The sequence below is a fragment of the Stenotrophomonas sp. MMGLT7 genome, from assembly GCF_021168555.1.
In the GTDB taxonomy this organism is placed as follows: domain Bacteria; phylum Pseudomonadota; class Gammaproteobacteria; order Xanthomonadales; family Xanthomonadaceae; genus MMGLT7.
The window spans coordinates 514,399-528,155 of record NZ_JAJOZS010000001.1; the positions used below are offsets into that span (position 1 = coordinate 514,399).

Below are 13,757 nucleotides of genomic sequence, written 5' to 3' on the forward strand. Positions count from 1 at the left end.
GAACCCGGCCGCGCAGCGGACGGAAGCCTTTGCTTCTGGGCCAGCGTACGCCCTCACCCCTTCACGCTCCCCAGCAGCAGGCCCTGGATGTAGTAGCGCTGCAGCAGCAGGAACAAGGCCAGCACCGGGATCACCGTCACCACAGCGCCGGCCATCATCAGTTCCACGTCCATGATGTGCTCGCGCGAGAGCGTGGCCAGTGCCACCGGCAGGGTGTAGTGCTCCTGGTCGGTCAGCACGATCAGCGGCCACATGAAGTCGTTCCACGAGGCCATGAAGGTGAAGATGGTCAGCGTCACCAGCACCGGCTTGAGCATCGGCAGCACGATCTGGAAGAAGATCCGCAACTCGCCGGCGCCATCGATGCGCGCCGCCTCCAGCAGTTCGTCGGGGATGCTGCGCGCGTACTGCCGCACCAGGAAGATGCCGAACACCGTGGCCAGCGCCGGCACGATCACCCCGCCGAAGCTGTTGACCAGGTGCAGCTGCTTCATCAGCAGGAACAGCGGCAGCATCGCCACCTGCGCCGGGATCACCAGCGCCGCCAGCAGCACCTGGAAGATGCGTTCCCTGCCGGCGAAGCGCAGCTTGGCGAAGGCGTAGCCGGCCATCGTGTTGACCAGCAGCGAGCCGAGCGTGATCGACAGCGACACCAGCAGGCTGTTGGCGAAGTTGCGCGCCATGCCGGTACGCGCCAGCAGCTCGCGGTAGTTGTCCAGCGTCGTCGCCGAGGGCAGCAGCGGCGGCGGGAAGCGGCTGGCCTCGCCGGTCGGCATGAACGACACCGACAGCATCCACAGCAGCGGTGCCAGGCTGACCAGCGACAACGCCAGCAGCGCGCCGTTCACCAGCCACCCGCTCCAGCGCGACTGCCCCGGCTCCCGATAGGCATGTCCGCGGCTCATACCAGCCCCTTCCTGCGACCGAAGCGCAGCATGACGGTGGTCACCGCCAGGATGATCAGGAACAACAGGAACGCCACCGCCGAGGCGCGCCCCAGGTTCCACCACTTGAAGCCTTCCTCGAACATGAAGTACAGCACGCTGACGGTGCTCTGCAGCGGGTCGCCGCGGGTCATCACGTAGGGCTCGGCGAACAGCTGGAAATAGCCGGAGATGGTGATCACCCCGACCAGCATCAGCACCGGCCCCAGCAGCGGCAGGGTGATGTGCAGGAACTGCTTCCACCTGGACGCGCCATCGATGCGCGCGGCCTCGTACAGGTCCTGCGGGATGCCCTGCAGGCCTGCCAGCAGGATCACCATGTTGTAGCCGAAGTTCTTCCATACCGCGAACAGCATGATCGTCGGCATGGCCCAGTTGGGATCGCCGAGCCAGTCGATCGGCGAGATGCCGACGTGGCCCAGCGCCCAGTTCACCAGGCCGTACTTGATGTGGAACAGGTAGCGCCAGATCACCGCCACCGCCACCAGCGTGGTCACCACCGGTGCGAACAGCGCGGTGCGGAACAGCGGCTTGAAGCGCGCGGCCTTGGCATTGAGCAGCAGCGCCGCGCCCAGCGACACCGCGATCGAGAGCGGCACGCCGACGATGACGAAGTAGGTGGTGTTCCACAGCGACTTCCAGAACAACGGCGTCCGCAGCAGTTCCAGATAGTTGCCCAGGCCGACGAAGCGCAGATGGCTGCTGTCGGCCAGCGCGTACAGGTCGAAGTCGGTCAGGCTCAGCACCAGCGCCGCCAGCACCGGCACGCCGAAGAACATGCCGATCACCAGCAGTGCCGGCGCGGCGAAGATCCAGCCGGCCAGGGAGCCGCGCTTCATCGCACGCCTCCGGCCGCCGCGGCGGCGGACTGCCTGTCATCCACGGCCGGCTGGCCGTGCTCCTGCCGGTAGATCCAGCGGCGCTTGGCCAGGATCTCGTCGACGCGCTTGTCCAGTTCCTGCACGGCCTGCTCCTGGGTTTCGCCGCCACGCACCACCCGCTCGGTCACCAGGCGCATCTCCTGCACGATCCGCTCCCACTCCAGCACCTTGGGCGTGGCCTTCACCCGCTCCAGCTGGTCGCCGAACGCGCGCGCCAGCTCGTCGTCCATCAGCGAAGGATACTTCCAGGTACTGCGCCGCGGCGGCAGGTCGCCGATGATCGCGTGGAAGCGCGCCTGCACCTGCGGCCGCGACAGGTACTCGATCAGCTTCCACGCCGCCTGCTTGTGCTCGGACGACCTGAAGATCACCAGGCTGGAACCGCCGGCGATGCCTGCGCCGGGACCGTCCGGCCCGGGCAGCGGCGCGGTGCCCCACTTGCCGTCCATGCCTGCCGGCTGGCGCAGGCGGAACTCGCGCACGTTCCAGGGGCCGGACAGGTAGAAGGCGTAGTAGCCGTTGAAGAACTCGTACCAGACGTTGGAGATCTGCGCCTCGGACACCTTGGGCGCCCAGCCCTGCTGGTACATGTTGTCGTAGAACGCCAGCGCCTTGCGGAAGCCGGGACTGCGGAAGTTGCCGTAGTTGTCGTTGTCGCGCAGCAGCGGGTCGTCCTGCTGCAGCGCGAAGGAGAGCTGCTGCTCGAACTCGTTGAGCGGCATCAGGATCGCGTAGCGGTCGCGGCCGACGTGGCGCTTGACCGCTGCCAGCACCTGCTCCATCTCCGCCCAGGTCTTCGGCGGCTCGGCGTAGCCGGCCTCGCGCAGGATGTCCTTGCGGTAGAACAGCAGGCGCGTGTCCACGTACCAGGGCACGCCGTAGAGCGTGCCGTCGACGACGTTGGTGTCCCAGACCCCGGGGAAATAGTCGGCCGGGTCGACCACCTGCGAACGCGCCACGTAGGGCTGCAGCGGCTCCAGCGTGTCGAGCACCGCCATCTCCGGCAGCCAGGTGTTGCCCAGCTGGCACACGTCCGGCAGTCCATCGGCGGCGAAGGCGGTCAGCAGCTTCTCGTGCGCGGCCGTCATCGGGATGTTCTGCACGTCGACGCGGATGCCCGGGTTCTCTTTCTCGAAATCGGCGACCAGTTCGGTCACCACCTCCGCCTCACGGCCCATGGCCCAGAAGCGGATGGTCTCGCCGGGCGACGGACGCCCGCATCCCGCCGCCCCCAGGCACAGGACGGTCAGCAGCATCGTTCTCAGGCTGCGCATGCCTATTCCGGCTTCTGCCGCTGCTGGACGTTCTGCTGCGCTTCGGCGGCGGCAGCGCGCGACTCCGCGATGCCGATCGCGCGCGCCGCGGCGGCCTGCTCGTCCTTCTGCGGCAGCGGCGGCTCCTCGCCTTCCGGGGTCAGCCAGCCGCCGCTGAAGCCGGCCCGTTCCAGGCCGCGGCGGACGTAGCGGTTCTTCTTCATCACGTTCCAGACGAACTCGTTGCGGTAGTTGGCGATCATCGTCAGGATCGGCCCCTGGTCGATGGCGATGTAGTCGCTGGCCACCCAGCCCTTGCCCGGCACCAGCCGCCCGGTCTTGAGCGGGATGTCGTAGTCGAAGCTGGGATTGAACGAGTCCAGGAAGCCGTAGCTGGAGTAGATGTAGTCGCCGAAGCGCTTGTGCATCTCCTGCGTGGCCGGGATCACCACCTCCGGCGCGAACACGATCGAGGACACCGCCGCGGTAGGCGCGATGGTGCCGTCGTCGAAGTTCTCGCGCAGGCCCGCGCCGCGCGAGGAATAGTGGCGGAACTCGCGCATCTCGCCGCGGTAGGCCTGCTGGGTGTTCTGCGGGCCGTCGCTGGCGGTCAGGCCCCAGACGTTCTCGCCGTAGCCCTTCCACTGCTTCGGGTTGTCGATGGCGTAGTCGCGCTGGGCCAGCGCGGCGCGGCGGCTGTTGAGGAAGTAGTCGATGCCGCGCTCGCGCATGTACTGGTCCTGGATGTCGCGGAAATCGATCCAGACATGGCTGTACTGGTGGCCGAACAGCGGGCCGAAGGACAGGTACTCCTGCCCCTGGTACACGCCCCAGTCGTTATTGTAGGTGCGCGTCCACACCGTCCAGGCATCGGGGCTGACCGGGTGCGTCGGCGAGCCCAGGGCGAGGATGTAGGTCATCATCGCCTCGTTGTAGCCCATCCAGTCGTGCTCGATGAAGCCGCTTTCCGGGAACCAGCCCATCGAGATCAGCGGCTTGCGCTGCTGCAGCCAGGTCCAGTCCACGCGCCGGTACAGGGTGTCGGCGATCTGGCGGATCTCCTTCTCGCGCGCATCGTCGCCGTCGTAGTAGGACTGCGCGAACAGCACGCCCATCAGCAGCAGCGCGGTGTCCACGCTGGAAAGCTCCACCCAGCTGTCGTAGCGGCGACCGTCCTGCATGTCCAGGAAGTGGTAGTAGAAACCGCGGTAGCCGGCCCTGCCGGTGCGCTGCGGCCCCATCGGCAGGTCGCGGAAGAAGCGCAGCGTGGTCAGGGTGCGGTCCACCGCCTGGTTGCGGCTGACCCAGCCGTTCTCGATCCCGATCGGGTAAGCGGTCAGGGCGAAGCCCACCGAGGCGATGGATGCGAACGGCCGCGACGGGAAACGGTCGGGGGTGAGCCCGTTGACCTCGTTGGTGGTATCCCAGAAGAACTGGAAGGTACGCCGCTCGATGTCGGAGAACAGCGGTGGCAGCTCGGGCTTTACCGGCCTGGGGGGAAGCTCGGCTTCGATGAGGATCACCTGGATCTTTCTGCTTTCCTGCGACGGCTGGCGATCCTGGCAAGACGCCAGCACGAACATGCCGGCGAGGGCCAGCAACATGGGAAACAAGCGGGTGGATCGGAAAGCCATCAGGATCGGACCCCGTGGAAACGATTACATAATAACGTAGCAATGCGCCACGCCTGCGATGTCCGCAAACGCATGCCCGGTGGGCATGTCGCGGGCGCGATGCCGCCGCCTAGGCGGCGGCATCGGAGGTGCGGTCCGGGCGGCTTACCAGTCCAGCCCCAGCGACAGCTTGGCCGTGCGGGTGACGTACTGGTTGTAGCCTGTGTAGCTGTCCGCATCCCAGTCCACGCTGTAGCTGTCGAAATTCTTCCAGTTGAAGACGTTGAGCAGGTCCAGCCGCATCTTCAGCTTCAGGTTGGAACCGGTGTCCCACACCTTCTGCGCCGCCAGATCCAGCTGCTTGAAGCCAAGCGCGTGATCCGGATGGTACTGGCGGATGCGGCACTGCGTGTTGTCGTCGTTCGGGCAGTAGGTGGTGTAGTAGTACTCGGGCGTGGCCAGCGTCAGCTTCCCGGAGAACGTGGTGTCCCAGGGGCCGTCGGCCACCCCGCTGACGACCAGCCGATGACGCGCAAGCCCGCCGGAGGTGAACCAGCCGTAGTCGGCCAGCGTCGCGTAGTCCAGCGCATAGTGTTCGCCGAACTGGCGGTTCTCCTTGGCGTCGCTGTAGGTGTAGGCCACGTTCAGGCTCCACGGCGAAGACGAGGTATAGGGCTTTTCCAACCCGACCAGCAGCGAGTTGTTGCGCGTCTCGATTCCGTTCGTCCCCAGGATCAGCGAACCGTAGCCCGGGATGCCGTAGCCCCAGGGCGACCCGGAGATCGTGCCATCGGCGAAGAAGCTGCCATCCGGGAGCCGGTTGCCCAGCAGGTAGGCGAAGCCGTCCTTGGAAACGATGCGCTGCAGCGTCACCGAGCTGTTCCAGTCGTACCCGAACATCTGGAAGGTATCGCGGATACCGATGCTGAACTGGTCCGAATACGGGACCTTCAGATTGTTCGCCAGCAGGTCGACCTCGCGTCCGGTTGCCGAGTTGCCCGCCACCAGCGCCTCGAGCGTGGCCTGGTCACGCAGCGATTCGTCCCAGGCCAAGCACCTGCCGCTGCCGACCGTGCAGGAATGGAGGGCCGTGTCGACCTGGTAGCCATAGCTGCCGAAGGTCGCCTTGGTCTGCTCCAGCGCCAGGTAGTCGAACAGGTTGCGGTCGTAGGAACGGCCCGCGCCGCCGAACAGCACGTGGCGCTCGTCGCCCGAAAGGTCATAGGAGAATCCCAGGCGCGGCTGCCAGGCATCCTTGAAAGCCTTGCGATTGCTTCCAGTGCTGATGTAGTCGGAGATATTGATGCCGCCCAGCGCCAGCGTGTCGGCGTAGGTCTGGCCTGCGGCGGCGTTGGGATCCTGGCTGTAGATGGCCGCCACCACGTCCGGGTCGGTCACCGCATCCAGGTAGCTGGGCGTCTTCTCGTAGTCCCAGCGCAGACCCAGGTTCAGCGTCAGCCTGTCGGTGACCTGCCAGTCGTCCTGGATATAGATGCCGAACTGCTTGCTCTTGGACTCCAGCTGGCCGCCGCTGGTGCCGCTGAAGCCGGAAGCGAAGCTGATGTAGTACGGAATCTCGGTGCTTTCGTTGATGTCGTAGTAGTACTGAGGGTTGTAGGGCTGCTGCTCCAGCGTATTGAGCTTCACCTGCTTGTACTTCACGCCCATCTTCAGCGTGTGGTTGTCCCAGCCGGAGAAGGTCAGGTCGTTCTGGAACGAATAGCCGTCCTGGCCCTTGTCCTGGTAGCCGCCCGAGCCGGAGCCGGTCGCGAGGATCAGATTCCCGGTATTGCTGGTGCCGTCGGTCAGCACGTAGCCATTGCCGAAGCTGTTGGGCTCCATCGCCCAGAAGGCCTTCTCGTAGGTCACATGGGCGTCGTTGAGCCAGTCACCGGCCGTCAGCTGCCAGCGCAGGTCGATGCGGGTCTCGTTCACCCTGGTGTCGGTCGCATACGACTCGGTGTTCTGGTCGCCGACGTTGCCCAGACCCTTCTCCTCGCGGCGCTTGACCGTCAGCTCGAGCAGGTTGTCCTGGTTGATCGACCAGTCGATCTTGCCGAAGTACAGGTCCTCGTGGAACGGCACGGTGCTGTTGCGCACCGACGACTGCAGGAACGCCGGCAGCTCGGAGACGTCGTAGCCCTGCCCCGGGAACACGTCCTTGGGCGACGTATAGTCCTTGCCCTCGTAGGTCACGAAGAAGTGGGCAACGTCCTTGACGATGGGGCCGCCGAACGCGAAACCGTACTGCTCGTCCTTGGAGCGTTCCTTCTGGCCCTGGGTCTTCTCGCTTTCCTTGGTCGCACGCAGGTCGGTGTTGCTGTAATCCCAGAAGAAGCTGCCGTGGAACTCGTTGGTGCCGGAACGGGTCACCGCGGAAACCGCGGCGCTGCTCAGCTGGTCGTACTCGGCCTTGTAGTTGGAGGTGATGACCTTGTACTCGCCGATCGCCAGCTGCGGGAACGGGTTGCCGCGGCTTGAATCCTGGCCGGTGATGCCGCCCTGCAGCACATAGTTCTTCTGGCCGACGCCATCGATGAAGACATTGATGTTGCTCGAACTCTGCGCGCCCGATTGCAGCTTGGTGGAGCCATCGCTCGGATTGGTCTCGAAGCGCATGCCCGGCACGGTGTCGGCGAAAGCCAGGAAGTTGCGCGAGGTCTGCGGCAACGCCTCAATCTGGCGCGTGCTCACGTAGGCGGCCACTTCCGAGGTCTTGGTCTCCACCACCGTCGGGGCCAGGACCTGCACCGTATCCAGCGTGGTGGCAGGGCCGGTCGCGCCGGTCTCGGCCACGCCGCCCACGCCCAGGTCGAGCGTGGCGACCTGGCCGACCTGCACGGTCACGTTCTGCGAGCGGGTCTTGCCGTCGGCGCTGACGTCGATGCGGTAGCTGCCCGGCGGCAGGCCGGCGACGGAGTAGTTGCCGTTGGCGCCGGACTGCACGCTGCGGGTCAGGCCGGTGGCGAGGTTGGTGGCGGTGACGGTGGCGGCCGCGGCCGGCGCCGAATCGAGGCTGACCTGGCCGCGGATGGTGGCCGCGGTGCTCTGCGCGAAGGCAGGCGCCGCGCCCAGCAGCAGGCAGCTGGCCAGGGCGCAGCTCAGCAATCGGCGGGCGGGATGTCTGCGGTGATTCGAGTTTTCATCGTGGTTCATGACATTCCCCTCCCAGGGTAGTGGCTTGCATTTCATGTTGCGGTTGCTCGGGTGGTCGGCCAGGCATTGGCCATGAATCGTTGGAGGTAGGGTTCGGCGGCTGCGCCGCTCTGGGTATGGTCAGGGCCGGCTCGCGGCGGGGACGTGCGCGGCACTCGATGACCGCACGATCAGTTCGGGCATCAGGTCGCGGCGCTCGCCTTCGGTGGAATCGTGTTGGATCAGCTCCAGCAGTCGGCGCATGGCCTGTTCGCCGAGGTCGGCGATATTGACCCGCATGGTCGTCAACGGCGGATCAACGAGACGCGCCAGCGGGATGTCGTCGAATCCGGCAAGCGCCACGTCGTGCGGCACGCGCTTGCCGGCATGGGTGAGAGCGAACAGGCAGCCCAGCGCCATCATGTCGTTGGCGGCGAACACGGCATCGGGCAGGTCGCCGGATGCGAGCAGCTCCTGGCCGGCGCGGTGGCCGGAGGCCTCGGTGAAATCGCCCGCCAGTTCGCGTCCCCGCGCGCCCTCGCCGGCATGGCCGGCGATCACTTCGCGGAAGCCGCGGCGGCGCTCGCGCGCATCGAAGTTGATCTCCGGCCCGCCGATGAAGGCGATGTCGCGGTGCCCGAGCGCCAGCAGGTGCGCGGTCATCGCCACCGCGCCGGCATGGTTGTCCACGCTCAGCACCGGATAGCTGGCTCCCTCGTCGAGCTGGGTGTTGATCAGCACCGCCGGCAGCGACTGCGGCAGGTTGTCGGTGAGGAAGCCGGGCTGGTCCGCATACGGCGAAAGCACCAGCAGGCCGTCCACGCGCCCGCGCATCGAGCGCAGCGCGCGGCCCTGCGCTTCCGGCGCGCCATGGTAGCTGGACACCAGCAGGTGCCAGTCGTGCGCCCGCGCCGCCGTCTCGATGCCGCGGATCAGTTCGGAGAAGAATTCGCCATGCAGCTCCGGCAGCACCACGCCGATGGTCTGGGTACTGCGGCTGCTCAGGCTGCGCGCGGCGGCATGCGGGGTATAGCGCAGGCGCTCGGCCACGGCCATGACATGCAGGCGCACGGCCTCGGCCACGTTCTCGTGGCCGTTCATGGCCCGCGACACCGTGGCGACTGAGACACGCGCCTCGCGCGCCACGTCCTTGATGGTGACTCCCGCTTTCCTCACACCGCCGCCCTCCACGGTAGCGAACAGGAACGACGCGGACTGTAAACGCTTACATGCGCGATCGGAACCCCTACCTTCGGGGTATATGAAAACCCTGTCCCTTCAATGGTTCGAAGCGGGAATACGGGGAGAATCAAGCTGCCGCACAACGTCAAATTGCGCGCATCTTACGTCAAACCCGAGGTGCAACGCCCTGACGTGCGACAGGAAAACCGGCGCTGCGACACTGGGACGCGTCAGCTGGCGGGCGGCGGCTCGGCGTGGATGGACAGGGCGTGGATGTCGCTCTGCATCATTTCCCCCAGCGCGGCGTATACCGCGCGATGCCGGGCCAGCGGCGACATGCCGGCGAACGCCGGGCTGACGATCGCCACGTTGAAGTGCCCGCGCCCATCGCGTGCCCCGGCATGGCCGGCGTGGCGATGACTGTCGTCCACGACCTCCAGCGCCACCGGCGAGAACGCCGCCTGCAGTGCCTGGCGGATGCGCTCCACCCGCGTGCCGGGATCGGCCGCGGTCATGGCAGGACCTTGCGGAACGGCCTTACCTGCACTCTCACGTAGACCCCGGCAGACAGGTAGGGATCGGCATCGGCCCAGGTGCGCGCCGCCTCCAGCGACTCGAACTCGGCCACCACCACGCTGCCGCTGAAGCCCGCCGCGCCCGGATCCTCGGCGTCGATCGCCGGACACGGCCCGGCCAGCAGCAGGCGTCCTGCATCCTGCAGCGCATGCAGCCGCGCCAGGTGCGCCGCCCGCGCCTCGCGGCGCGCGTCCAGCACATCCTGTCCGTCATAACCCTCGATCACGTACCACACGTCGTCTGCTCCTTTGCCGGTGTTGAGAATGAATGCCGCAACGATTCTATCGCGCGGCCGCTGGACACCGCCCGCCCGCAGGCATTACCCTTGGTCATATTCGCGCAACCGGATTTGCAGCGGCCCGTCGGCCACATGGCGTACAGCCCACCCCGACGATCGATTCGCTGCCCCCACCCGTGACGCGCAGACCACCTTCTCGCTGTTCCGCGACCGCATGACCCGTGCGGTGCGCATGTTTGTTGATGTGGGAACCCATTCCACTCGGGATGGAAGCAACGAAGATCGCCCGATGCGCCGCCGGAAGCCTCCGGGGCGGTTTCCGGCTACCGCAGCACCCCTGACGTCGAACCGATGACATCCGAACTCGCGCAAGACGCGAATCCGCCAAGCCAGTCCAATGCGCCGCAGCAGCAGGAAATGCCGCTGGCGGTGGTGCATGGGCAGCCGGTGCTGCAGATTCCGCAGGACCTGTACATCCCGCCGGACGCGCTGGAAGTCATCCTTGATGCCTTCGAGGGCCCGCTGGACCTGCTGCTGTACCTGATCCGCCGGCAGAACCTGGACATCCTCGACATCCCCGTGGCCGAGATTACCCGGCAGTACGTGGACTACATCAACGTGATGCAGGAGCTGCGCTTCGAACTGGCGGCCGAGTACCTGGTGATGGCCGCGATCCTGGCCGAGATCAAGTCGCGCATGCTGCTGCCGCGGCCGCCGAGCGAGGAAGGCGAGGAGGCCGACCCGCGCGCCGAACTGGTACGCCGGCTGCAGGAGTACGAACGCTTCAAGCAGGCCGCCGAGGACATCGACGCCCTGCCCCGGCTGGAGCGCGACACCGCGCCGGTGCAGGCCTTCGTGCCCGACCGCGCCGCGGTCAAGCTGCCGCCGCCGGTGGAATTGAAGGAGATGCTGCTGGCGCTGTACGACGTGCTCAAGCGCGCCGAGCTGTTCAGCGGCCACGCCATCAAGCGCGAGGCCCTGAGCGTGCGCCAGCGCATGGGCGACGTGCTGGGGCGGCTGGAGGACGGCAGCTTCCACCGCTTCGAGTCGCTGTTCACCGCCGAGGAGGGCAAGCTCGGCGTGCTGGTCACCTTCCTGGCGATGCTGGAACTGGCCAAGGAGCAACTGTTGGACATCGTCCAGGAAGCACCGCTGGCGCCGATATACGTCAAGTCGCTGGCGCTGGGCAACACCAACGAACCGCTGCACTTCTCCAGCGAGTTCGACGACGGCGACGCCGCCAACGACCCCACCTGAGCCGCAGGACCGCATGGATCAAACGCTCATCAACCGCATCGTCGAGGCCGCATTGCTGGCCTCCAGCCAGCCGCTGACGCTGGCACAGCTGTACGGGCTGTTCCCGGAAGACCAGCCCGCCCCGCCGGGCAGCATCGAGCAGGCGCTGCAGCAGCTGCGCGAGGCCTGCGAAGGCCGCGGCGTGGAACTGGTGGAAGTGGCCTCCGGCTTCCGCTACCAGGTCGCCGCCGACGTGCACCCCTGGGTGGCGCGGCTGTGGACCGAGCGCAAGACCCGCTACACCCGCGCCACCCTGGAGACGCTGGCGCTGATCGCCTACCGCCAGCCGATCACCCGCGGCGAGATCGAGCAGGTACGCGGCGTTGCGGTCAGCAGCAACATCATCCAGGCCCTGGAAGAACGCGAATGGATCCGCGTGGTGGGCCATCGCGACGTGCCGGGCCGGCCGGCGCTGTTCGGCACCACCAAGGGCTTCCTGGACTACTTCGGCCTGCGCCGGCTCGACGACCTGCCGCCGCTGTCCGAACTCAAGGACATCGGCGAACTGGAGCCGCAGCTGCCGCTGGACAGCGATGGCCAGCCGGCCGGCCGGATCGCGGCGGGCGCCGCGGCCGACGGACAGCCGGAGCCGGAGCCGGAGCCGGAGCCGCAAGACGATACCGGTACGGACGACACGGAAGCGGCCGCCGCGGACGAGCCGCCCGCCGGCGACACCGGCCACGACAACGACGTCCGCGAGGACGAACCCGAAGCCGCACCGGGAGAACCTGCGGCAGATGTGCATGAACACGACGAAGGCAGCGACGCCACACCGGCAGACGCGGCCGACGACGAAACCGATATCCACCCTGAGGCCGGCGAGCAAACGCTGCCGGCCGGAGCCAAGTAAATGAGTGACACCCCCCGCAAGCTGTCCCTGAACAAGCTCTCGCTCAAGCGCGATGCCGCGCCGGAGCACCCGAAGCTGGAGGAGCGCCTGCACAAGGTGCTGGCCCAGGCCGGCCTGGGTTCGCGCCGCGCGCTGGAGCAGCGCATCGCCGACGGCCTGGTCAAGGTCAACGGCGAGATCGCGCAGACCGGCATGTCGGTCAAGAGCGGCGACCGCGTCGAGCTGGACGGCCGCAGCTTCGTCGCCAGCGCGCTGAGCGAGCCGGCCCGCGTGCTGGTCTACAACAAGCCCGAAGGCGAAGTGACCACGCGCGAGGACCCGGAAGGCCGTCCCACCGTGTTCGAGTCGCTGCCCGCGCTGAAGGGCGCGCGCTGGATTGCCATCGGCCGCCTCGACATCAACACCACCGGCCTGCTGCTGCTGACCACCGACGGCGAGCTGGCCAACGCGATGATGCATCCCTCCTTCGAGGTCGCACGCGAGTACGTGGCGCGCGTGCGCGCCCCCGAGGGCGAGGAGCGCGTGCCGGACAGCCTGGTCGACCGCCTCGCCCGCGGCGTCGCGCTGGAGGACGGCCCGGCCAAGTTCGACGAGATCGAGCGCATCGGCGGCACCGACTCGCACGACTGGTTCCGCGTGGTGGTCAAGGAAGGCCGCAACCGCGAGGTGCGCCGGCTGTGGGAATCGCAGGGCTGCCAGGTCAGCCGGCTCAAGCGCACCCGCTACGGCGACGTGTCGCTGCCGCGCGAATTGCTGCGCGGCCACTCGGTCGAGCTGCCCGTCGCCCAGGTCGAGGCGCTGCGCACCGCGTTGAAGCTGGAGGAAGGCACTCCGTCGGCACTGACGCTGCAGCCGGTGATCGGCCAGCGCCGGGCCGCCAAGACCACCGTGCGCGTGTCGCGCGACGGCAACCGCAGCAACGCCTACGTCAACGGCCAGACCACCGCCGCCGACGAAGGCCGCGAGCTGCGCCGCTTCGACAACTTCCGCGAGGACCGCGGCCGCGGCCGTGGCAAGGGCGGCTTCAAGGGCGGGCTAACGGTCAGCGGCGAAGCCGCGGCCAAGCAGTCGCAGAAGCCGTTCAAGCAGCGCAAGCCCAAGGGCGACCGCGCGCTGCCCGAGGGCAACCCCGCCGCCTTCCGCAGCTGGTACGTGCCCGAGGGCGTGAGCACCGGCCCCAGCGGCCATCGCAACGCCGGCCCGGGCGCTCGCGGCGCCGGCCAGGGCCAGGCGCGCCCGTACGGCAAGCCCAAGCCGGCCGGTCGCGGCGCTGCCGCTGGCGGCGCGCAGGGCCAGCAGCGCAAGTCGCATCCCTACGGGCATCCGGGCAACGCCCCGGTGTTCCCGTCCGACCACGCCAATCCCGGGTTCTCGCCCTACGGCGCCAAGCCGGCCGGCCGTCCGGCCGGCAATCGCGGCCCGCGTCCGTCGGGTCCGCGCGGAGCCGGTGGCCCGGCCCGGCCGGCCGGCGGCAACCGGCGCCCGCCGGGTGGTGGCAACCGCAGCCGCTGATTCCGGGCGCGAGGCATCGCAGGCCGGCCCGATGCGGCTGACCTGCGTCATCGGAGCGTAGAGTCCCCTGACTGTCGAGAAAAAGGGGAAGCAAAAGCTTCCGTCCGCTGTCGCGGCCGGGTTCACCCTTTTGGAAAGCGCCAAGAGAAACGGAACCAAAGGAAGAACGCTTTCCCTGCAAGGCCAAGAGCCTTCGTCTGACGGTCTATCGGGATTTTCCGGCTCGTCCTCCGTGGCTCGGTCGGAACATGCTCGATCACGGCAGGCCGCCCCTCCA

At 67.5% G+C, this 13,757-nt stretch carries 10 protein-coding genes and 1 pseudogene; 3 read left to right on the top strand and 8 right to left on the bottom strand.

The features are described 5' to 3' along the window. Positions 1–53: 53 nt before the first annotated feature. The 8 genes and pseudogenes from LRX76_RS02380 to LRX76_RS02415 form a co-directional block, all read right to left on the bottom strand. A complete protein-coding gene (locus LRX76_RS02380; protein WP_231801486.1) occupies positions 54–905 on the bottom strand; it encodes a carbohydrate ABC transporter permease in 852 nt (283 codons plus the stop codon). Continuing rightward, positions 902–1,783, bottom strand: coding sequence for a sugar ABC transporter permease (locus LRX76_RS02385; protein WP_231801487.1), 882 nt, complete (start codon positions 1,781–1,783; stop codon positions 902–904). The genes LRX76_RS02380 and LRX76_RS02385 overlap by 4 nt, the downstream gene beginning before the upstream one ends. 59 nt (positions 1,784–1,842) lie before the next feature. Further along, positions 1,843–3,099, bottom strand: a pseudogene (locus tag LRX76_RS02390) (sugar ABC transporter substrate-binding protein); the annotation flags it as partial. Between the two features lie 2 nt (positions 3,100–3,101). Then, entirely contained in the window at positions 3,102–4,661 is a 1,560-nt protein-coding gene (locus LRX76_RS02395) for a glucoamylase family protein (protein ID WP_231801821.1), read from the bottom strand. 195 nt (positions 4,662–4,856) lie between these two features. Beyond that, positions 4,857–7,847, bottom strand: a complete 2,991-nt coding sequence (locus LRX76_RS02400) for a TonB-dependent receptor (RefSeq protein ID WP_231801490.1) — start codon at positions 7,845–7,847, stop codon at positions 4,857–4,859. Positions 7,848–7,967: 120 nt separating this feature from the next. Further along, positions 7,968–9,002 carry a LacI family DNA-binding transcriptional regulator gene (locus LRX76_RS02405; protein ID WP_231801492.1) on the bottom strand — a complete coding sequence of 345 codons (1,035 nt, stop codon included), beginning with the start codon at positions 9,000–9,002 and terminating at the stop codon, positions 7,968–7,970. A 236-nt stretch (positions 9,003–9,238) separates the two neighbouring features. Then, positions 9,239–9,523 (bottom strand): BolA family protein, encoded by a 285-nt coding sequence (locus LRX76_RS02410; RefSeq protein WP_231801494.1) that lies wholly within the window; start codon positions 9,521–9,523, stop codon positions 9,239–9,241. Beyond that, positions 9,520–9,819, bottom strand: coding sequence for a YciI family protein (locus tag LRX76_RS02415; protein ID WP_231801496.1), 300 nt, complete (start codon positions 9,817–9,819; stop codon positions 9,520–9,522). The genes LRX76_RS02410 and LRX76_RS02415 overlap by 4 nt, the downstream gene beginning before the upstream one ends. 354 nt (positions 9,820–10,173) lie before the next feature. Here LRX76_RS02415 and LRX76_RS02420 point away from each other — a divergent pair, with 354 nt between their 5' ends. From LRX76_RS02420 to LRX76_RS02430, 3 genes are read left to right on the top strand one after another with little or no spacing between them, the layout of a single operon-like run. Continuing rightward, on the top strand, positions 10,174–11,079 hold the full coding sequence (locus tag LRX76_RS02420) for a ScpA family protein (protein ID WP_231801498.1): 906 nt from the start codon (positions 10,174–10,176) through the stop codon (positions 11,077–11,079). Positions 11,080–11,092: 13 nt separating this feature from the next. Then, on the top strand, positions 11,093–11,968 hold the full coding sequence (scpB, locus tag LRX76_RS02425; RefSeq protein WP_231801504.1) for an SMC-Scp complex subunit ScpB: 876 nt from the start codon (positions 11,093–11,095) through the stop codon (positions 11,966–11,968). Then, on the top strand, positions 11,969–13,480 hold the full coding sequence (locus tag LRX76_RS02430; RefSeq protein ID WP_231801505.1) for a pseudouridine synthase: 1,512 nt from the start codon (positions 11,969–11,971) through the stop codon (positions 13,478–13,480). It abuts the gene before it with no gap. The last annotated feature ends 277 nt before the right edge of the window (positions 13,481–13,757 follow it).